This is a genomic window from Psychrobacter sp. JB385, assembly GCF_900163785.1.
Lineage (GTDB): Bacteria > Pseudomonadota > Gammaproteobacteria > Pseudomonadales > Moraxellaceae > Psychrobacter.
Genome location: NZ_FUKN01000014.1, coordinates 226,151 through 248,848, shown reverse-complemented (window position 1 = coordinate 248,848; position 22,698 = coordinate 226,151). Strand labels below are relative to the sequence as shown.

Here is a 22,698-nt window from a genome sequence, read left to right as displayed (position 1 = left end):
GAAAAAATTTTATTATATTAGAAATATACATAACCTATCTGCTTAATGGCTAAGTCCTTCTGAAAGCAAACAAGAATACCAATTATCAAAGGTATTATTATGAATAAATATACGTGCTCTACTTTTCACTTAAATAAATTTACAGCTGTATTTATATTGTTAATGGTTAGCTCTAAGGTTTATTGTTTCGATGTATACACATTTGTTCCGTGGAAATACTACTTAGAGAAAGGTGAGTTACATCAAACCAAGAATTTAGATGATTACCTCACACAGTATGGCACTAAAAAAGCTTTTGTTATCTATCCAAAAGGCATGTTTACCCAAGATAAACCAGATCCTGTTAAGATCGAAAAAGTAGCAAAATTATCGAGGGGAAACTCGGATGCTTTAATATCATTTGATATAGAAATTGGTAATAAAATTAAGCCCGAAACCATACTACCTACAGTCGAGAAAACCCTAAACTTATATCACAAAAATAATGGTAATAATCTTGTAGGAGTTTATGGCTTACTACCTCAGAACACTGTTGGCAGTAATTTTCAGCGATCTAAGTATAGTAAACTGAATGAAAAATATGCCAATATTGCTTCTTTGACTACCGTATTAAGCCCAGTATTATATAACTACGATGGAGAGGATTTTGAAAAATGGAAGATATCAGCTGATTTTGCATTTGAAGAAACAAAAAAATATAGTAATACCCACAAGATTATTCCTTATCTCTCACCAATCTATAAGGTGAAGCGACGAACAGATAATCCGAAAGGTTTTGTTATCAAACAGCTCTCTGAAAGCGATATGAAAAAGCGTTTAGACTATCTAAAGAGTCTAAACGCTGATGGGGTATTGATATGGGAAAGCAGTCAGTCAATTGAATTCGATAAAAGCCAACCTATATTTAATCCATATACAGGTTGGGGTAAAGCGGTAATTGATACCGTCAAGTCAAGATAATCTACTTATTTTCACCTAAGAGTTTTGGTAGATATTCTTCAACGACCTGTTTTGCTATCTCTGCAGGTTCAGGCCCATGCCCTTTCTCATGAGAAAATAATAAACTATGTAAGTTTAGTTTTTCAACACTTCCACCTTCTATTGGTAAATGAAAGTGATTACAAAACGGTATATAATGTTCATTATAATGCTTAGCATCGACAATATTTTGAACAATAACGCCATGTGTTGATTTCATAGCATCGTAAGAGTTTTGTAATGCCGTAATTGCAGACCATTTTTCAGGATATTTACTTGCTAAACTTTCAGCCGAGAAATTAGGATCAAACACTCTTCTGAAATGTTCAATATGTCCTGCATAATAATTCAAAATGTCTGTTTGACCATTTGCACTGACAAAGCAAGCGCCGTCAATTTCTGAGGCAAGCGATATACTTGCAAACCCCCCAGCAGAACTTCCCCAAAAAACTATTTTATTAGGTGGAATATCTAGTAAAGATGCCACTTTAACTACAACATCTGCAACAAATGCAGCAACATTTTGGTACTTGGTACCAGCAAACCAACCTATTGGTATATTCTGATCAAAATGTAATGTAGGGTCTGAAATAGCAAGTATATTACTATTGAAAATCCCGTGCCAGTTCCAACGCGCAAAGGCAGGTAGTTCAACTTTTGTCCTATCAACTGCTCCATTAGGAGTCACTATCAAATAGTCATTTTTTACTTTCTGATTCAAACGACAATCTAACTGAATACCTTGCATTACCACACTAAAATCACTTACTGGATCATCTGTTAAAGCGATTCTATCAATGCAATTAAATTCATCATGTATAATTTTTGCCATATATCTTCTCTTAGAATTTTAATACTTGTACGTATAAAATATGATCTAAAGGCTACTATTTACTTGTTTGATTATAAAATCGACTAAGTCACCAACATTTTTAAAATCCAACTCTTCTAAATCCAAAGTTTGATCTAATTGATCTTCAATATTCGATAATAAAATAGTGTGAGAAAGTGAATCCCAACCTGATATATCTATAGCGACAGTATCTCTTGTCACTTCAGTTGCATCAACCATAAATGTTTCTTCAATAGTATTTGCGACTAACTTCATAATTTTTTCATGAGTCATAGTTTGTCCTTATTTAAAAATTCTAGTAATTTACTTTTATTCAATTCTCGACTTATTTTACCACTACTACTTTTATGTAACCATGAAGGCTCTACTAAAATCACATCACGTAATAATAAACCTATTTCGTCCTGAACTGCTTGACGCATTACTTTAATTAACTGTTTATCAAGTTTTTCATCAGTTAATTCTTCTTTTGTTCTTTCTTGAACCAGATAGATTTCATTACTACCTATTTGTTCGCTATATACCCCTAGCGCAATATTACGACCTGGTTTGATATTAGGTAAATCATTAACAATTCTTTCGATTTCATGCGCAAAATAGTTTCTGCCGTTACTAATGATTAAATCATCTCTTCGTCCTAGGACATAAAGTTCATCATCATGTATAAATCCCAAATCACGGGTCCGATAACATGAGCCATCAAATACTTCTTTGGTTTTTTCAGGACGATGATAATAGCCATCAAACAAGAATTTACCAGAAATTACTATCTCTCCTACACAATCTGAACTTACTAACTCAGAAGAGTCTGGATTCAATATTTTTACTTGGCAACCTTCTATTACTTTTCCACAACTAAGTAATTGTGAACCATTACCACGGCTAGTTAGCAATACTTTACTCTCTAACAATGCTTGTTCATCCACCCAGATCTTGTTTACAACCTTACCAACTTCTGTCTGAGTTACTGCATATACCGTTTCAGCCATTGCATAACATACTTGCAACTTTTCTTGTGTAGCACCAATGTCTTGGAAATGATTGAAAAACCTATCAAAGGTTTCTGCTTTACAAGGTTCAGAACAGTTTACGAAAGCTCGCACTGTAGAAAGATCTAAACCCTCAAACTTCTTGGTTTTGACAGTTCGACGTAAATGTTCAAAACTAAAGTTTGGCAGCCAAACTAATGTTCCTCTATACTCAGTAATGGCTTGTAATAGACTTATAGGTTTACTTACCCATTCAAATGGATCTAGTAATATAATCGTTTGTCCTAATATCAACGGCATGATAGTACAAGCAATCAATCCCATATCATGATATATCGGTAACCAAGAAACAATAACATCTTCAGAAGTAGCAGATAAGGAAGTAGAATACGACTCAATCTGATCCATTACAGCTTCATGAGATAGGGCAACCCCTTTCTTCAGACCTGTAGTACCTGAGCTGTGCTGCAAGAACGCAACTTGATAAGTAGTATCATGAACAGTTTCATTCGATATATAAGAAGATAACACATTATTATCATATACAGTACATTCGATTTTTTCTGTAATCTTATCAAAAGAAGACAGCCACTCATCTGTCGTAATAATTAATGATGGGTTTGTTAACTCAATTAATTGTTGATGGCTTTCCCAGTATTTTTTTACATCTTGTTTGTGGCTTGGTAGCGGCATAAATGAAGGAATTATGCCAGCCGACATTAATCCAAAAAACCACATGATTGCCTGAGGTGTCTGAGGTAGAAATATTAAGCCTATACGCCCTTTCTCTATACTTTGTTCGTTAATCCACGCTCGAACTTTCTGCGTAAATTTATCAAATTGTTCATAACTAACAGAGACATCTTTAAAAACAATAGCTGTTTTATTGGGCGTGTTATTCGCATGAGTTTGAATATGACTATATAAATTTTGCATTTATTTGCTCCCAACTCTATATTCTAAATTATTAATAGCCTCTATTATATTTTCTTCTGGAATTTCTGTTCCCTGAGGTAAAGCAAACTTTCTATCTAGATGAGGAAATTCTAAATAGACATTAGAAATTTGAAGGTTCTTATGCCACTCGGTCCATTGTTCTTTGTAAAATTTTCTAGAGGGTGATATACCTGTAGATTTTGAAACACCATGAATCGGGTGGTTGGTTAAGCTAGTAGGTTCATCTAAACAAATCATACTTAATGATTTATAGTTTTTAAACTCATCACCAATGACCATTTTACAGCGGCTTATAATTTCGCTATCGGCACCGAAACGAGAACAGTCCCATCCTCCTAGTGTATTGCGTAAGAAATTGACTTCAAACATACAAGTAATAGAAGCCACTCTCATAACTCCATCATGACAGAAAGCACCAAATGGATACAACGGTAGATACCCACTTTCTTCCATCCTGATCATACGTGTATTACTAGCACGAGGCGGTGTAACTTCTGATCTTATAAGTTTCATATGTTGTTCAAGACGCTGCGGATATGCCCAATCATCGGCGTCATGTCCAGTAATATAATCGCCTTTAGCGATTATGAGACCTAAATTTTTAGAAACATATGCACCCACATTACATGGGTTATCTATAAATTTGACTCTTGAGTCAGTTAAAGCTATCTTTTTAATAATCTCAGATGTGCGATCAGCACTACAGTCATTAATAACAATCAACTCTAAATTTTGCCAAGTCTGATTTAAAATCGATTTCATAGAGAGTTCAATTGTCTTCTCAGCATTGTACGCTGGCATGATGACAGATATCTTTGTCCCATCCTCGACTTTATAGCTTGCTGGACTATGAATACGATAAAATTTCTCTTTTTCGTTGTCTTTCAACTCGATAGGTTGCATACCATGATCCTTAATGTATGTATTTATATAACTCAACCATCTTGTTTGATTCGCTAATTCATTATTTGCATAAAAAATATTGATCGTACTTTTTTGATCTTCAGGAGTGTATTTTTCTAAAAATAATCGTGCAATATTGAAATCAAATTGCTTTTGTATATCTAATGCTTCTCTAAATAGTGAACTTTTCTTCTTAGGCTTAGGAATTATTTTCTCATTAGAAATAGCCTTATTGCTGTCGTTCATGCTATTACTATCTAAAATAATATTATTATGATGCCCTACCTGTAGGAGATGTATAAAAGAAGGAACACCACGTTTTTTTCTAAAAGAAACTTCAATAGCTCCGTTGGAACTCATTATTTGCATGAACTGATGGGCTTGATCATCACTGACCGTAATGGGAATTGTCATAGCTTCGTTAGCAGGAAGATGATGCACATGCTTTAGGTCTGGCATTATTCTGAAAATAGAGTCACTTTGATATGCACGAATAGTTAGCTCAATCTCAACAGTTGCAGAAGGTTTTACACCATATAACTGCAAATCTAAAGAACCTTTAAAGCCTTGATCGAAAATAACAGTACTGGGATTACTTTTAAGTGGCAAAGTCGCACTTTTATTGAAAATTGTATATTCTCTGTTGTTGTTATAAATTGGTTGCGAGGCTAAAGGCACCGTCTGCTCTATAAGTGATAAAGCAGACGAGTTATTAACTTTGGACTTAACAGAAACATAGTCGTCCAATAAATTTTTTGGTAATTTTAATAAATCTTTTGATTTTTTTAGGCCAATTAATCTGCTGCCGAGTTTATATGATAACTGATTTTTCAGATTCTCATAGCGTTGTTCTTGTTTATCAATATTATTTTCCAAACTAACTATTTCTTGTCTCAGTTTTTCAGTTAGTAACTTATAATTAAAAAGCTCTTCCTTATCTGCTGAATATAGTTCAAAAAGCTTCCTATTCCTTTTTTCATGCTGTTCCATCTGCTTTGCATAATAGTCTTTTTTCTTAATATTCTTGTTATTTTCATACTCTAAGTTTGTTTTATCTATCTTCAAGGATGCTATTTCTTGGTTCAATATTTGATTCCTAGAATTTGCTTCTTCTAGATCTTGTCTTAACTCACTGAGATTTAAATATTGTTCAGAATCGTTTTCGTCATCGAAGACATTTCTATGAATATTTCTTTCAGAATTAATTGCGGCATCTTCTACTCGCTGGCTCAACTCAATAAGCATATTTTTAAGGTTACTGATTTCATTCTGAGCATCTGACATAACTGTTAATCCCATGTAGCTAAACAAAAAAAAGACACCCCATTGTAGGGGTGTCTTCTTGATATTACAATACAGTTTTAGTAGTTAATAAGCTCATGGCTATATTACCAACCAGTAACTTCTTTTAGCTTCTCACCAAGTTTAGATGGGTCACGCGTGTATGCGATACCAGCATCTTCAAAGGCTTTGAATTTCTCTTCAGCAGTACCTTGACCACCAGAGATAATAGCGCCAGCATGACCCATACGCTTGCCTTCTGGAGCGGTAACACCAGCGATATAACCAACGACTGGCTTAGTGACGTGGTCTTTGATATAAGCAGCTGCTTCTTCTTCAGCAGTACCACCGATTTCACCGATTAGGATAATCGCTTCAGTCTGTGGATCAGCTTCGAACAATTTCAACGCATCAATCTGGTTCATACCAGGGATAGGATCGCCACCGATACCGATACAAGTAGACTGACCAAAACCAAGCTTAGTTGTTTGAGCAACGGCTTCATAAGTCAATGTACCAGAGCGTGAGATGATACCCACTTTACCTGGCTGATGGATGTGGCCTGGCATGATACCGATTTTGCATTGACCTGGCGTGATGACACCTGGGCAGTTAGGACCAACAAGACGCACATCGCCCGCTGATTCAAGATAGCGCTTGGCTTTTAGCATATCAAGCGTTGGAACACCTTCGGTGATCACAACGATCAATTTAACGCCTGCATCGACTGCTTCGATGATAGAATCTAGTACGAACGGTGCTGGTACATAGATAACAGAAGCATCCGCTTGAGTGGCTTCCATGGCTTCCGCCATTGTGTTGAATACTGGTAGACCTAGGTGAGTCTGACCACCTTTACCTGGGGTTACGCCGCCAACAACTTTTGTACCGTATTCAATGGCTTGCTCAGAATGGAACGTACCATTTTTACCAGTAAAACCTTGTACCAATACTTTGGTATCTTTATCGATTAATACACTCATTATGTTTTCCTTGTATTCGGTTGTCTTGTAATAATCACTTGATGGCTTATTGATCAATGATCTATTTTTATGCCAACAAGCTTTTATCACGCTTTGACTACTATGCTTAAGCGTTTATTTCTAAACGTTTATGTGTAAAGACCTATGTTTAAAAACTTAGGCTTTAACAGCATCGACAATTTTTTGAGCAGCGTCAGATAGGCCTTGAGCAGAAATAAGCTTCAAACCAGACTCTTCTAAGATCTGTGCGCCTTTCTCAGCATTGTTACCTTCTAAACGAACAACCACCGGTACTTTTACGTCAACTTCTTTGATAGCAGCGATAATGGCTTCTGCAATCATGTCACAACGTACGATACCGCCGAAGATATTGATAAGAACACCTTCAACACTGCTGTCTTCTAGAATAATTTTGAACGCTTCAACAACGCGATCTTTGGTTGCACCGCCGCCAACGTCCAAGAAGTTAGCAGGCTTGCCACCGTACAATTTGATGATATCCATGGTCGCCATGGCAAGACCAGCACCGTTGACCATACAACCGATGTTACCTTCTAGAGCAACGTAGTTTAGATCAAATTCAGCGGCTTTAAGCTCACGCTCATTTTCTTGCGTTTTGTCTTGTAGCGCTGCGATTTTTGGCAGACGATAAAGGGCGTTTGAGTCGATACCGATTTTGCCATCAACACAAACGATTTCGCCGTTTTCACGGACTGCTAATGGGTTGATTTCCATCAAAGCAAAGTCATTTTCAACAAATGCTTTATAAGCACCAGTCATTAATTTAACAAACTGATTGATCTGCTTGCCTTCTAGGCCTAGCTTGAACGCAACGTCACGCGCTTGGAAAGGTAGTAGACCAACTAAAGGATCAACGTGTACTTTGAAGATTTTTTCTGGCGTGTTGTGAGCCACTTCTTCAATATCCACACCGCCTTCGGTCGATGCCATGAAAGTCACGCGACGAGTTGCACGATCAACCACTGCGCCAAGATATAGCTCAGTTTGTACTGGATACATATCTTCTGCAACCAATACGAAGTTAACTGGCTGACCGTCAGCATCTGTTTGGAACGTTACTAGGTTAGTACCGATAAGCTCTTCAGCAACTTGCTTGGCTTCTTCACGAGTCTTAACCAGTTTTACACCACCCGCTTTACCACGACCACCTGCATGTACCTGTGCTTTGATAACCGCGATGTCAGTTGGTGTCTTATCAAAAGCAGCGGCAGCTTCGTCGCCGTTATGGGCAATAATACCTTCCTGGATAGGCAGTCCGTAGCTCTTTAATAGCTCTTTTGCTTGATACTCATGTAGATTCATTGATTGTATCCTTTATTTTTTACAATTAATAAAAAGTGAAAACAAGTGCGTCGTATATACATATTTAACGTATGTCTGACGCACTTATGATCGTAGCAACCGCTATGCTAGCGCTGCCACAATCAGGTTATAAGTCGGTACTTATTAAAATAACTACTTATTTCTTACGCTTTTTACGCTGAATGGCGTGAATAGCACGGCCATCAGCAGACAGAGCAGCTTCATGCACTGCTTCTGAAATGGTTGGATGAGCAAACGTCATCAGCTGTAAATCTTCGATACTAGAGACAAACTCCATCGCGATCATGCCTTGATGGACGATATCGCCCGCGCCCGCAGAGATAGCATGCATCCCTAATAGACGATCTGTTTTGGCGTCAGCAACAACTTTGATAGAACCTTGAGCTTCGCTCTGCGCCAATGCACGACCGTTAGCCGCTAAATTGAATGAGCCGGTTTTAACTTCATAGCCTGCTTCCTCAGCTTCTTGCTCAGTCAAACCAACCCATGCAATTTCTGGATGCGTATAGATAACGTTGATAATGGTATCATAGTTCACTTGAGGCTTTTCGCCATGAATACGCTCAACCGCCATCATGCCCTCTTCCATTGCCTTATGCGCAAGCATAGGACCACGGACCAAATCACCGATCGCATAAACACCGTCAAGGTTGGTTTTACACTGATCATTGACATCGATCAGACCACGTTCAGTCAACGTGATACCGCTGTCATCGCCAAGTAGTTTTTCGGCGTAGGCACGGCGGCCAACACAAACGATAAGTTTGTCAAAGCTTTCTTCAGATGACTCACCTTTGCTTTCGCTAGTGACAACCACTTGGTCGCCTTTCACTTCAGCATTGGTTACTTTAGTATCTACACGGATATCAAGACCTTGCTTTGTTAGCATTTTGCCAGCTTCTTTAGCAATGTCTTTGTCAGCTGCGGCAAGGAAGCTTGGAAGGGCTTCATATACAACGACCTCGCTACCTAGACGACGCCATACTGAACCAAGCTCAAGACCGATCACACCAGCACCAATAACGCCTAAACGCTTAGGAACTTCTGTGAAGTCAAGAGCGCCAGTAGAATCAACAATGCGATCACCGTCAGTTTTGGCAACAGGAATTTCGATAGGCACAGAACCTGCCGCAAGAATGACATTCTTAGCAGTAATCGTGGTTTCGCTTTCGTCTTCTAGAGCAGTAAATTTGACTTTTTTATCAGTGCCCTTGCCATCAACCAATGTGCCCCAGCCTTGTAGCCAATCAACACCATTGCCTTTTAATAATGCAGCAACACCGCCTGTTAATTGCTTAACAATGCCTTCTTTACGGGCAATCATTTGCTCGATATCAATGGCTACGTCGCCAGTAGTGATACCATGTTCTTGTAGATCATGTTTGGTCGCTTCATAACGATGTGAGCTATCTAACAAGGCTTTTGATGGGATACAACCCACATTTAAGCAAGTACCGCCAAGCGCCGGCTCACCTTTATAAACACGTTTTTCGATACAAGCAACGCTCATACCCAACTGGCCTGCACGGATAGCGGCTTCATAACCACCAGGACCGCCGCCGATGACGACTAAATCATAATTGTCTTTCATAGTACGTTCCTATTTTTCAATTCTAAGTTTATGTATTATTCAAACTGTGGGCTTTGTTATCAATGGATAAAAGGCAGACCCCAATCATAGTTAATACACTATGACGGCAGATTATGCTCTTACTCGTTAATAAATACTCAATACTGATGACCAGATTGCTTTGATATGCCAATCGATATACAGCTTATTAACTACCTTGCCCAACATTGATACTAAAGTTAAAAAGCTTGTATCAGCGTTTGCCAATACAAGCTTAGAAGCTTATAAGTCTAGTAGTAACATGGCTGGATCTTCAACCAGCTCTTTGATCGTTACTAAGAATTGCACCGCTTCTTTACCATCAATCATACGATGGTCATAAGAAAGTGCGAGATACATCATTGGTAAGATTTCAACTTTACCATCAACAGCCATAGGACGGTCATTGATTGCATGCATACCTAGGATAGCGGTTTGGGGTGGGTTCAAAATTGGCGTTGACATCAATGAGCCAAACACACCGCCGTTTGAGATTGTGAACGTACCACCAGTCATATCGCTGATACCAAGCTTACCTTTTTGGGCAAGGCCGCCAAGCTCACGGATACGGCTCTCTACATCTGCCATGCTCATGCGATCGGTATCACGTAATACAGGAACGACTAGGCCACGATCTGATGATACGGCAACACCGATATCATAGAAGCCATGATAAACAATGTCATCACCATCTAGTGAAGCGTTTACGGCTGGGAAGCGTTTGAGTGCTTCTGTCGCAGCTTTTACAAACAATGACATAAAGCCTAAACGTACGCCATGACGTTTTTCAAACTGGTCTTTATATTTAGCACGCATATCCATCAACGGCTTCATGTTAACTTCGTTGAACGTCGTTAGCATCGCGGTTTCTTGAGATGCTGCTAGCAAACGATTTGCCACTGTCTTACGAAGACGTGTCATTGGGACACGTTTTTCAGTACGCTCACCTGCTGATTCAGCAACTGGACGACCGCTATCAGACTTGATGCTACTGTCTGCTTTCAACGTTGGGTTTGCCATATCTGTTTTGGTAACACGGCCACCGCGACCACTACCTTCAACTTCTTTAGGATCTACGCCGCTTTCTTTTGCTGCTTTACGAACTGCTGGGCTTTGATCTTTGTGATCATCTTCGTTCTTTTTATCTGTCACTTGCACAGGCTCGCCACCATCAGCGGCTTGCTTTGCTTGTACTGGTGCGGCTGGTTGATCTGGATCTACAGCTGGAGCAGAATCTGTACTGGCGCTTGCACCCGCTTCGAATTCAGCAATAAGCTCGTCAGACAATACCGTGTCATCTACTTGTTTAACGATTTTAGTCACAACGCCATTATCAGGCGCTACCACTTCTAATACGACTTTATCGGTTTCGATTTCGGCCAATAGGTCATCACGATTTACTTGCTGACCTTCAGTAACATGCCATTCAACGATTGTGCCATCGGCAACCGATTCTGGAAAAACGGGGGCTTTGATATCAGCCATCGATATACTCCTTAGATTTGGATATTCATACTTATTATTAAGTCGTGATAAGCAGTCAGCACCACGCTGGATAAAATTACATTGTGCTGACTGTTATCGCCTGATTCATTTATCTTATATAATCTTTCAATTAGATAATCTGTTACTGAGATAACTCATCAACACTGATGCCAAGTCCACCAGCGATCAACGCTTGCTGCTGCTGAGCATGTATCTTTGGTGAGCCTGTCGCAGGTGCTGCACTAGGAGGACGTGCCACCGGCTCCATGACTTTCGCCTTGGTTGGGTGCGGTACGACAATACGGAACATATGCGGTGCTAAATAATACCAAGCGCCTTGATTAAGCGGCTCTTCTTGCGTCCATACGATCTCTGCCAAGTTGCTATACTTTTCAATCTCAGCAATCAAACGTTTTTCTGGTAGTGGGTAAAGCTGCTCAATACGGACAATAGCAACATGATCGAGACCTAATGCACGACGCTGTTCTAATAGATCGTAGTAAACCTTACCACCACATAAGACCATACGAGTCACTTTGTCTGCGTTGTGATCGTCCATCTCTGGCAATACGGTTTCAAACTTACCATTAGCAAGCTCTTCTAAGTTCGACGTTGCCAACTTATGGCGTAACAAACTTTTCGGTGACATGACAATCAATGGTTTACGAATTGGACGTACAGCCTGACGACGCAGCGCATGGTAAATCTGTGCAGGCGTGGTTGGCGTAATCACTTGCATGTTGTCTTCAGCACACAGCTGTAAGAAACGCTCTAGACGTGCTGATGAATGCTCAGGGCCTTGACCTTCAAAGCCATGCGGCAATAACATAGTCAGACCACAAACGCGCTGCCACTTGGTCTCACCACTGGCGATGAACTGATCGATCACTACCTGTGCACCGTTGACGAAATCACCGAACTGCGCTTCCCAAACGATCAATGCGTTCGGTACGGTCGTTGCATAACCATATTCAAAAGCCAATACGGCTTCTTCTGATAACAATGAGTTATAAGTAGCAAAACGGGCTTGCGTGTCACTCATATGAGCCAATGGCACATACATGCTGCCATCGTTGACATTATAGATTTCGCTATGACGATGTGAGAACGTACCACGGCCGACATCTTCGCCAGTAATACGGACCAGTACATCATCGTTGTCTACTAATGATGCATAAGCCAATGTCTCAGCTGCACCCCAGTTCAGTGGCTCTTCACCAGTTTGCATGGCTAAGCGTTGCTCTACTACCTTCTGAACCTGACGCTGTAACTTATAGCCTTCTGGCATTTCAGCCATACGGCGTCCATAAGCTTTGAGCTTCTCAATATCGACACTGGTATCCCACTCGTCAACCAAATCATGGCCGAGATACGGTTTCCAATCGACAAATAATGCTTCGTTAGGCTCGCTAACTAGCGAGTTGGCAACATAGTCACCACGATCTAACGACTCACGATAATCATCTTCATACTGTTTTTCTTCATCTGCACTTAAGATACCGTCTTCGATAAGTTTCTGTGCATAGATAGTACGAGCAGTTGGTAGCTTCTTGATCACAGCATACATCAATGGCTGCGTGGCTGAAGGCTCATCTGCTTCGTTATGACCGTTACGGCGATAACAGAACAAATCAATGATAATGTCTTTGTCAAACTCGCGGCGATAATCCAAGGCCAATTGAGCGGCAAATACAACAGATTCAGGATCATCACTATTTACGTGCAAGATTGGCGCGTGGACCATTTTTGCAACGTCAGTACAATACTCAGTTGAGCGAGCATCTTCTTGACGACTAGTGGTAAAACCAACTTGGTTATTGATAACGATATGTACCGTACCACCTGTGGTATAAGCACGGGTCTGTGACATTTGGAATGTTTCTTGAACCACGCCTTGACCAGCAAATGCGGCATCACCATGGATAACGATTGGCAATACTGAGTTACCATCGGTATGCTCCATTAAAGGCTCATCATTACGGCGAACTTGACGCGCACGCACTGACCCTTGTAGTACTGGGGCTACGATTTCAAGATGCGATGGATTAAATGCCAACGCCAAATGCACTTCACCACCTGGGGTCATCACATTGGACGAAAAACCATTATGGTATTTAACGTCACCTGAGCCTTTTTCTGGCTGCACTTTACCATCAAATTCGTCAAACAAATCGGCAGGATTTTTACCTAAAATGTTCACCAGTAGATTTAGGCGACCACGGTGAGCCATACCAATGACCATCTCTTTGGTGCCATAATGACCAGCACGTTGGATGATTTCGTTGATAGCAGGGATAAAGCTTTCGCCGCCTTCTAAACCGAAACGCTTAACGCCCGTGTATTTACGTGCCAAATATTTTTCTAGGCCTTCAGCCGCTGTCAGGCGCTCAAGGATAGATAAACGCTTTTCTTTATCAAACTTGATGTAACCCAGATTGCTTTCTAAATATTGCTCCATCCAGCGTTTTTCTTTGCTGGTGGTTACGTGCATATACTCAATACCGATGTAACGGCAATATACGCGCTCCATGATCTCGATGATTTCACGCAATGTGGCTTCATCTTTACCAATATTTAAATCATTGGTAGGAAATACAGTATCAAGATCCGCGTCTGACAAGTTGTGATAAGCAAGCGTCAAATCTTCCACTTCTGCGCGTGGATGTAGATCTAACGGATCAAGCTTAGCACGGCGATGACCACGACGACGATAAGCAGAAATCAGCTGCTGAACACCCATCTGCTTTGGATCAGCGCAGTCAGAAGGATTATTGACGTTTGAATCGGTAGTTTGAGCACTACCTTTGTTGGCGGTTTGATTGCGGGCAAGCAATAAAAACTGATCTTTAATAGCGTTGTGCGGTGCGTCGTTTGGCGATCTGTATTGTTCAAAATACGTTTGCCAATCTTGATCTACACTACTAGGATCATTGAGATATTGCTCATAAAGCGCTTCTACATAGCTGGCGTTGTCAGCAGCCAGTTCTGTATGGTCGAGACTCACTGCTTCTTTAGTTATACTATTCATAATAATCGTCTATTTTGATAGATAAATGAATGGAATCGTGCTTATTCTTGTGAAATCTGTCTTATATTGACCAGTTTGACACTGTGTCAGATACCATCTAATATCGTGCGATAAAATAGTACCGTACGATAAAACAGTATCATTCGATAAAAATTGCTTATCGTCATAAAAATCTGAGGGCATTAGTTAAGATAACAAGATCTGCTAAATAGTAATGACCGCCATCATTTCAATACTGCTATTAAAAAATAATTATTTGTGAACGTTCAGTTTTCTTATCCGACTCGTTCCACAACATTAATTTATATATACTATTTTCAGACATAACCAATAGCTTAGTATCTGTCTGAATAACAAGGTATGGCTGAATACTCAGCAATTTTAGCCAACAAAAAATTCGCTAATGACGCGAATATTCTTTGATATTTCTGTTATATTTATTATTATCGGGCAAACATACATTGCTGCATAGAATAACATGCCTAGCTTTTTAGCCATAGTTTGTTTGTTCAATACTAAACATTTAGCTAATGAATATCTGATATCACTCTTTGTGTATCATCATATAATGTTATTTTTTTGAGTTGTATTCAAACGAGATATTTGGTCATAAGGGACTCAGCCTCTTACAAGCAGTCAACTCGCAAACTCATGCGCTATTCTAACATTTAACTTAGCCAATATCTCTTAGTGAATGCGTTTTTCTTACAGTAATTATATAGATTGCTCGCCTTTATTTACATACGACCAACGTATTGTAAGTACACCCTTAACCTGCCTGTCTCAACGTTATCTTCGTTTCTGTAATCTATCTTAATGCCCCATCTGGTTCTGGCATATATTCAATAAAAAACACCACCCAATAATTGGATGGTGTTTTTTGTGCTATAGATGTAAAAGCCTCATATCAACAGATCATTAACCTGCTTGGTCAATAAGCATACTGCGTAAATGACCAATCGCTTTGGTTGGATTCAAGCCTTTTGGACAAACCGATACGCAGTTCATGATTCCGCGGCAACGGAATAGACTGAACGGATCGTCTAAACGCGCCAAACGCGCTTGTGTATCCGAATCGCGACTGTCCGCCACAAAACGATAGGCATGCAACAGTGCTGATGGACCTAGGAACTTGTCAGGATTCCACCAGAATGATGGGCAGCTGGTTGAACAACAAGCACATAAGATACATTCGTATAGACCGTTTAATTTCTCACGCTGTTCAGGAGACTGTAGACGTTCTGTCGGCGGTGCTGGCTGATCGTTAATTAAGTACGGATGTACTTTTTCGTATTGCTCGTAGAACTGGTTCATATCTACAACCAAGTCACGAACCACTGGTAGACCAGGTAATGGGCGAACAGTGACTTTTTCTGGCAACGTGTTCATGTTGATTAGACATGCAAGACCATTTTTGCCATTGATGTTAACGCCATCAGAACCACAAATACCTTCACGGCAAGAGCGGCGGAAGGTGATGGTTTCATCTTCCTTTTTTAGGCGTAATAACACATCAAGCAACATACGATCTGAGTCTAATAGCTCAATCGTATAAGTCTGCATGCGCGGTGCTGCGTCCACATCAGGATCGTAGCGATAGATTTCGATGGTGCGAGTACCTCGGCTCATAATGCTAAACTCCACACATAGGTGATGGCGGGCATACAAAGATTGCAACATAATGGCGCTAACTGTTGATCAGTACTCATAATCGATATGAGCACTGGTTGATCACAGGATAGTGCTGGCATGAGCATGTAGCTGGCGGTCACCTTTTAATAAATTAATAAAGGATAAAACGTTTATACGGTGCTAATACGTCAAAAGCGTGGTCTAAAATTAATAGACACGAACTTTCGGTTCGATATAGTCAACCGTTAATGGTACTTTGCGAACTGGCTTATAGATAACGCGATTGCCTTCAGAATACCATAAAGTATGCTTCATCCATTCATGGTCATTACGGCCATTTGGTGCATAATCATCATCTTCTGGACGATCATAATCAGATACGCTATGCGCGCCGCGACTTTCGTGACGTTTTGCGGCTGATATCATCGTTGCTTTTGCCACTTCATATAAGTTTGCAACTTCAAACGCTTCAATACGTGCTGTGTTGAATACTTGTGATTTATCACCCAAGTGAATTTTTTCAATCTTATCACTCAGTGCTAAAATCTTTTCAACACCTTCGTCCATCATAGCTTGTGTACGGAACACACTCGCATGCGCTTGCATGATGGCACGAATTTCATCAGCAACATCTTGTGCATTGTAGCCTGACGTTGATTGCTGCAATTTGTCTAAACGGCCAACTGTGATATCAAGTACATGAGGATCAAGGGGTTTGTAGTTGTGATCGTTTTGATGGAACTCATCAACGATGTGCTTACCAGCAGCACGACCAAATACGACCAAATCAAGTAGTGAGTTAGTACCTAAACGGTTGGCACCGTGGACGCTTACGCAAGCACACTCACCGATAGCATACAGCCCTTGAACCACGTTACCATGAGCATATAAACCGTCTTCATCAGTACCCGCTTCTAGATCTGGCACAATCACCTGACCATGAATAGTGGTTGGAATACCACCCATCATATAGTGAATCGTTGGGATAACTGGAATTGGCTCTTTGGTGATATCGACATTGGCGAAGTTTTTGCCAATCTCAAATACTGACGGTAGACGCTTCATGATGGTTTCTACCCCTAAATGCGTCATATCCATTACGATATGATCGGCATTAGGACCACAACCACGGCCTTCTTTAATTTCTTGATCCATAGAACGCGATACTAGATCACGCGGTGCCAAGTCTTTTACGGTTGGGGCATAACGCTCCATGAAGGCTTCGCCATCTTTGTTACGTAAGATAGCACCTTCACCACGGCAACCTTCCGTCAATAGTACACCTGCACCATGAACGCCCGTTGGGTGGAATTGCCAGAATTCCATATCTTGTAGTGGGATACCAGCACGAACTGCCATGCCAATACCGTCGCCAGTGTTGATATAAGCGTTGGTAGAAGCTGCAAAGATACGACCTGCGCCACCTGTAGCTAGCACAGTGACTGGTGACTGAAATACCGCCACAGTACCTGTCTCTTGCTCAAGGGCGATGACACCGTTGATGTTGCCCGCTTCATCTTTGATCAAATCAAGTGCGATCCACTCGATAAAGAACTCAGTGCCTTGCTCTAAGTTTTTCTGATACAGCGTATGTAGCAATGCGTGACCAGTACGGTCAGCTGCGGCGCACGCACGTTGAACGGCTTTTTCACCATAGTTTGAGGTATGACCACCAAATGGACGCTGATAAATCGTGCCATCTTCGTTACGGTCAAACGGCATACCCATGTGCTCAAGCTCATAAACCACTTTTGGCGCTTCACGGCACATATATTCGATAGCGTCTTGGTCACCCAACCAGTCTGATCCCTTGACGGTATCATAGAAGTGAAAGTGCCAGTTGTCATTGCTCATGTTGCCCAAACTTGCACCAATACCACCCTGTGCTGCAACTGTATGTGAGCGTGTTGGGAATACTTTGGTCAGGACCGCAACCTTCATGCCTGATTCAGCCAAATGTAGTGAAGCACGCATACCTGAGCCGCCACCACCAACGATGACTGCATCATAGTTTAGAGTCTTGATATTACTAATGGTGTTATCTTGTCTAGTTGCCATTACGGTTTTCCTAATGCCTGTTAATGCTTAAAAGTAAATAAAAAGGCTATTTTGAACATCATGTCATTACCAAATCAATTATCTTTATACTTGGTCAATACATGTCACTATTCAAGCAGATGTTACAAACAACCTTTGACCACTTAATTCGCATATCTATCGTTATATTAGGCTACGTTTGCTTAACCTTGTATCGACTTAGTTTTTTATGATCTAAGTCCTTGGTCAAACCAGCATCAGCCCAATGCTATGACTATTTTTGGCTACGAACGAGCGACTTTTTGCTGGACTAACAGCAGGCAATTTTTCTACATTCGCTCGTTATGGTTTATAGATATTAAAAGGTAATAATTTCGCAATTACACTGCAACAGCGTTAAAGCCTGTACCCCAAAAAATCATGATGCCCCAAAATAGAAACACTAAGATGGCGATAATCATTAAAGTCTGTAATACCAAACGTAGTTTTGGTGCGCTTTCGCCCATTTTGCCAGACGTAATGTAATCAGTGAATACTGTCCACATGCCAACCCAAGCGTGACCAGCTAGCGCCAGTACAGCTACCAAGCTAAATAAGCGCATAGGAAGGCTTGTCATAAATGATGACCATTCAATGAAAGTGACATTACCATGAGTCAAAAAGAATCCCAGTAATACCACACTATAAACAGCCAAAACGACAGCACTAATACGTTGTACTATCCAATCACGAGAACCTGATCCTGTCAGACCAGTGGCACTTTTGATTCCTGAATTATTTTTTATCATTAGAACATCACCCATACAAATGACGCGACAATTAGAATCGCTGAAATCACAAAACTGACCATCGCAGCAGTACGGCCAGATTTTAGCTCTTCAGTCTTGCCCATATCAGCAATTAAATGCTTGATACCCATCACAAAGTGATAAGCAATTGAGGCCACAAAAATCCATGCGATAAAGCGTACAAGTACGTTATCAAATACGGTCTCAAAACTCTCAGGCGACGCCAAAGAATTCTGTAGTAACCACAGCATGACAGGAATCAGTAAAAATAAAATAATGCCAGAGATACGATGCAAAATTGAGGCGATTGCAATCGGTGATCGATTAACACTAATCACTTGGCTTAAAGGCAGATCAATAGGTCGGTTGCTTTTCACAGCGGGCATCCTTTTTGCGGTTATACTCCTGTATATGCTATCCATGCTTAACATAAATGGTATTAAACACTGAGCAACACACGAGACGAATAAAGTAAGGAAGAGCTAGCTGACTTCGTTTAGTTTATGCTAAATATGAAGAGACGATCATTTGGTATAAGGTATTGATAAACGGTTTAAAATCGCTCGTCAAACTGACAGATTTATAAAACAACCCATCTAATATAGGACAATGGAAATAAACACACGTGAGATCGATTAACTAGTCTATTTTTACTGTTTATATCGATAAAAATAACGCTGCTCTGTCACTTATACCAATACAAACCTTGTGCTAAGCAATTAAAAGCTAAAATAAGTACTTAAAAATAGAACAGTTAACAAGAACGCTTGAACCGCAAATGGCGATTCTTGCCTATCAAGACATTATTGAGTCGTAACCAAGTATCAATAGAGAAGACTCTAAACGATATTATATCATGACCACTTATCAATTCGCACAAAGCTAGTGCCAGTTAAATTCCTCTAATTATAAAATGACTGAGCAATAATTACAAATTTATCCCCTAAATAGTCAAAGAAGAACATTGGCTTAACAAATAAATAGGGATGCGTAATATCAAATATAGAGAATTGCGGTATTTTATCGAAACTGGGTTTCAATTTAAGGCACCTACTATTCATACCCTGTCTGTTTTTGACTCATAAAATTATTGAGAATAACTTACTGTGTCGTTGAGACCGTCTAAAAATTGCCGCAGGAAGAGCGTCTCACTTACTGTCTTAAAAGAGAAGTTTTTAAGCAAAATAACCAATCAGACATATTTTGATACAAAAATTACAGTGAATAAACACGTCTACACCGCGCCAATTAGGGGCACTGTTGGTAAAAGTCTTTTCAAATCATAAAGAATTACTGCTAATATACCTTGCGTATCAAATGAGCTAAGTTCAAATGACTTGTTTGACTAATGACGACGCGAGGGTATGCGTCCGAGATAATTTTATTCTAACAAGCTAAAAAAAATGGAGATTAAATTATGGCTGATAATCAAGCCACATTGACTGTAGATGGTAAGGATTACCAACTTCCTATTATTGAAGGCACTTTAGGCCCCTCGGTAATTGAGGTTGCTGCCTTCCAAAAAGCTGGCTACTGGACTTATGATCCAGGTTTTATGGCGACAGCGCCTGTCGAATCAAAAATTACCTTCATTGACGGCGGTAAAGGCGAGCTATTGCATCGTGGCTACCCTATCGACCAGCTAGCAAACAATGCAGAATATCTAGAAGTGGCTTATGCGTTGATCCATGGTGATCTTCCTAACAGTGAGCAAAAAGCCGATTTCTTCCAAAAAATCCGCGAACATACCGGTGTTCATGATCAACTGCGTAAGTTCTTTGAAGGCTTCCGCCGTGATGCACATCCAATGGCAATCATGGTTGGTGTCGTTGGCGCGTTATCAGCGTTCTATCATGAGCATTTGGACGTAAGTAACGAAGAGCATCGTGAAATCACTGCAATTCGTCTGATTGCAAAAATGCCAACGCTTGCTGCGATGAGTTATAAATACTCACGAGGCGAACCGTTCATGTATCCACGTAACGACTTCAACTATGCAGAAAACTTCTTGTACATGATGTTTGCAACGCCTGGTGATGTAGATTACAAAACCAATGATGTCATCACCCGCGCCATGGACAAGATCTTTACCTTGCATGCTGACCATGAGCAAAATGCGTCAACGTCTACTGTACGTTTGGCCGGCTCTACAGGTGCCAACCCTTACGCATGTATTGCTGCTGGTATCGCAGCATTGTGGGGACCATCACATGGTGGCGCGAATGAAGCCGTTCTTGAAATGCTAGATGAAATCGGTTCAGTAGAAAACGTGCCTGAATTCATGGAAAAAGTGAAAAGCCGTGAAGTGAAATTGATGGGCTTTGGTCACCGTGTTTACAAAAACTTTGACCCACGCGCCCAAGTCATGAAAGAAACTTGTGACGAAGTGCTTGGTGCCCTTGGTATCAACGATCCTAAGCTTGAGCTTGCCATGGCACTTGAGAAGATCGCTTTAGAAGATCCGTTCTTCGTTGAGCGTAATCTATATCCAAACGTTGATTTTTACTCTGGTATCATTCTAAAAGCCATCGGTATCCCAACGTCAATGTTCACGGTGATCTTCTCACTAGCTCGTACCTCTGGTTGGATCAGCCATTGGTTAGAGATGCACAGCGCACCATTCAAAATCGGTCGCCCACGTCAGTTGTACACAGGTGAAACGCGTCGCGATTTTGTGAAAGTTGAAGACCGTAAGCAAAAATAATTTTTATCGATAAAAAATCCCGCCAATGAGCGGGATTTTTTTGCTTTGCTTTTATCACTTAAACGGCATGGATTTCATTCAAAAATAAGTAGTATGGCACTCACTTGTGTCACTTGACCCATTACTGAAATTGTCTCAAAGTCTGCTCGTACTTGGCGATTTGCTCATCGTATCCCTGAATCGTATCATTAAATTTACTCATGAGCGTTTCAAACTCTTTTTGTTGGTCCACTTTCATTTGCTGCATATCTACAATTTGCTGAGCTTGTATTTGCTCCCAAACTTGATGCTGGATAATGAGTCGTGCCAGCGCAGGACTTTTTGCGCTAACGCGTCCAGCAATTTCAGCATGCTCAAACAATTGCGGCACTAAGGTTGCCACATCAATCAACGTGTCTATTTCTTCCGCGGTCAATGGCGTGGTCACTGGTTGATAAAGCGCGTCCATCACTTGCTGATAGCGGTCAATGATTTGCTCTTCGGTTAGCATGGTGGGTTTTCGTGGCTCAAGACTGATGCGTTTTAGGACAGTCAAATCACGCTCGCCGACTTCTGTACTGGTATTAACGTCTTCTTCAGTAGCCAATGCCGTTTCGCTGTCTGTAGCAGTGGCAGTATTTGACGCTGCACTAGGTTCAATAGTATTGTCTGTGTTCGCACTCGCTTCTGCCTCATCAGCCATGCCATTGCTGTCAGTAGTAGGATCGGTCAATAGCGAATTTTCACTGTCGGACGTATCTGCTGCTTGCAATGATTCATACTCTGCTTGCAGGCGACGCTGTAAGTTTTGCGCTTGTACAACATATATTGGTTGGAATTGCTCTATACGCGCGGCTGCTGAATCGCTTTTTTTCATCGGCTTGCTGTCTTCAGCAGCGGTCTTTTCAGCAGGTTGAGTGTTTTCTGACACAGGCTGTGTGTCAGATTGCTGACATCCCGTCAAAAACAGTGCACCTGCCAATGTCGCCATGAGTAAAGTGGGTGATTGCCAAGAAGAAGCATTCGCTTGTTGATCCTCAAATGCATGAGCCTTAGGGTTTACATCAATTGCAGACATTGCTGGCAAAAATTTAAACATGAGCGTCTTTATCCTTATAAAGGCAAATAGTAAAAACTAACATTGTCAT

The 22,698-nt window shown here is 40.6% G+C and carries 16 protein-coding genes; 2 read left to right on the top strand and 14 right to left on the bottom strand.

Annotated features, from left to right (window positions below; all coding sequences use genetic code 11):
* Nucleotides 1-99 precede the first annotated feature (99 nt).
* Nucleotides 100-960 (top strand): hypothetical protein, encoded by an 861-nt coding sequence (locus CZ794_RS12165; protein WP_087041867.1) that lies wholly within the window; start codon nucleotides 100-102, stop codon nucleotides 958-960.
* A gap of 1 nt (nucleotide 961) precedes the next feature.
* Here CZ794_RS12165 and CZ794_RS12160 read toward each other — a convergent pair whose 3' ends face one another.
* The 13 genes from CZ794_RS12160 to sdhC form a co-directional block, all read right to left on the bottom strand.
* Nucleotides 962-1,810 (bottom strand): hypothetical protein, encoded by an 849-nt coding sequence (locus tag CZ794_RS12160; protein ID WP_087041866.1) that lies wholly within the window; start codon nucleotides 1,808-1,810, stop codon nucleotides 962-964.
* 45 nt (nucleotides 1,811-1,855) lie between these two features.
* The gene (locus CZ794_RS12155; RefSeq protein WP_087041865.1) at nucleotides 1,856-2,104 is read right to left on the bottom strand and encodes an acyl carrier protein; all 249 of its coding nucleotides are present in this window, start codon (nucleotides 2,102-2,104) and stop codon (nucleotides 1,856-1,858) included.
* Nucleotides 2,101-3,756, bottom strand: a complete 1,656-nt coding sequence (locus tag CZ794_RS12150) for an AMP-binding protein (protein WP_087041864.1) — start codon at nucleotides 3,754-3,756, stop codon at nucleotides 2,101-2,103. Before CZ794_RS12150 ends, CZ794_RS12155 begins: the two co-directional genes overlap by 4 nt.
* Nucleotides 3,757-5,964, bottom strand: a complete 2,208-nt coding sequence (locus CZ794_RS12145) for a glycosyltransferase family 2 protein (protein WP_179207311.1) — start codon at nucleotides 5,962-5,964, stop codon at nucleotides 3,757-3,759.
* Nucleotides 5,965-6,068: 104 nt separating this feature from the next.
* A complete protein-coding gene (sucD, locus tag CZ794_RS12140; RefSeq protein WP_087041862.1) occupies nucleotides 6,069-6,944 on the bottom strand; it encodes a succinate--CoA ligase subunit alpha in 876 nt (291 codons plus the stop codon).
* A 156-nt stretch (nucleotides 6,945-7,100) separates the two neighbouring features.
* The gene (gene sucC / locus CZ794_RS12135) at nucleotides 7,101-8,267 is read right to left on the bottom strand and encodes an ADP-forming succinate--CoA ligase subunit beta (RefSeq protein WP_087041861.1); all 1,167 of its coding nucleotides are present in this window, start codon (nucleotides 8,265-8,267) and stop codon (nucleotides 7,101-7,103) included.
* Between the two features lie 157 nt (nucleotides 8,268-8,424).
* Nucleotides 8,425-9,879 (bottom strand): dihydrolipoyl dehydrogenase, encoded by a 1,455-nt coding sequence (lpdA, locus tag CZ794_RS12130; protein WP_087041860.1) that lies wholly within the window; start codon nucleotides 9,877-9,879, stop codon nucleotides 8,425-8,427.
* Nucleotides 9,880-10,140: 261 nt separating this feature from the next.
* Entirely contained in the window at nucleotides 10,141-11,382 is a 1,242-nt protein-coding gene (odhB, locus tag CZ794_RS12125) for a 2-oxoglutarate dehydrogenase complex dihydrolipoyllysine-residue succinyltransferase (protein WP_087041859.1), read from the bottom strand.
* A 142-nt stretch (nucleotides 11,383-11,524) separates the two neighbouring features.
* Nucleotides 11,525-14,410 carry a 2-oxoglutarate dehydrogenase E1 component gene (locus CZ794_RS12120; protein WP_087041858.1) on the bottom strand — a complete coding sequence of 962 codons (2,886 nt, stop codon included), beginning with the start codon at nucleotides 14,408-14,410 and terminating at the stop codon, nucleotides 11,525-11,527.
* Nucleotides 14,411-15,328: 918 nt separating this feature from the next.
* Complete coding sequence (locus tag CZ794_RS12115) at nucleotides 15,329-16,039, bottom strand: succinate dehydrogenase iron-sulfur subunit (protein WP_087041857.1); 711 nt, start codon at nucleotides 16,037-16,039, stop codon at nucleotides 15,329-15,331.
* 210 nt (nucleotides 16,040-16,249) lie between these two features.
* The gene (sdhA, locus tag CZ794_RS12110; RefSeq protein WP_087041856.1) at nucleotides 16,250-18,100 is read right to left on the bottom strand and encodes a succinate dehydrogenase flavoprotein subunit; all 1,851 of its coding nucleotides are present in this window, start codon (nucleotides 18,098-18,100) and stop codon (nucleotides 16,250-16,252) included.
* 359 nt (nucleotides 18,101-18,459) lie between these two features.
* Nucleotides 18,460-18,864: a succinate dehydrogenase, hydrophobic membrane anchor protein gene (gene sdhD / locus CZ794_RS12105; protein ID WP_087042185.1), complete on the bottom strand. Its 405-nt coding sequence runs from the start codon at nucleotides 18,862-18,864 to the stop codon at nucleotides 18,460-18,462.
* Nucleotides 18,865-18,866: 2 nt separating this feature from the next.
* Nucleotides 18,867-19,253 (bottom strand): succinate dehydrogenase, cytochrome b556 subunit, encoded by a 387-nt coding sequence (gene sdhC, locus CZ794_RS12100; RefSeq protein ID WP_084387208.1) that lies wholly within the window; start codon nucleotides 19,251-19,253, stop codon nucleotides 18,867-18,869.
* A gap of 1,031 nt (nucleotides 19,254-20,284) precedes the next feature.
* On the opposite strand from sdhC, the gene gltA reads away from it, so the two are divergent.
* A complete protein-coding gene (gltA, locus tag CZ794_RS12095; RefSeq protein WP_087041855.1) occupies nucleotides 20,285-21,571 on the top strand; it encodes a citrate synthase in 1,287 nt (428 codons plus the stop codon).
* Nucleotides 21,572-21,692: 121 nt separating this feature from the next.
* On the opposite strand, the gene CZ794_RS12090 is transcribed toward gltA, so the two are convergent.
* A complete protein-coding gene (locus tag CZ794_RS12090; protein ID WP_087041854.1) occupies nucleotides 21,693-22,649 on the bottom strand; it encodes a hypothetical protein in 957 nt (318 codons plus the stop codon).
* Between the last annotated feature and the right edge of the window lie 49 nt (nucleotides 22,650-22,698).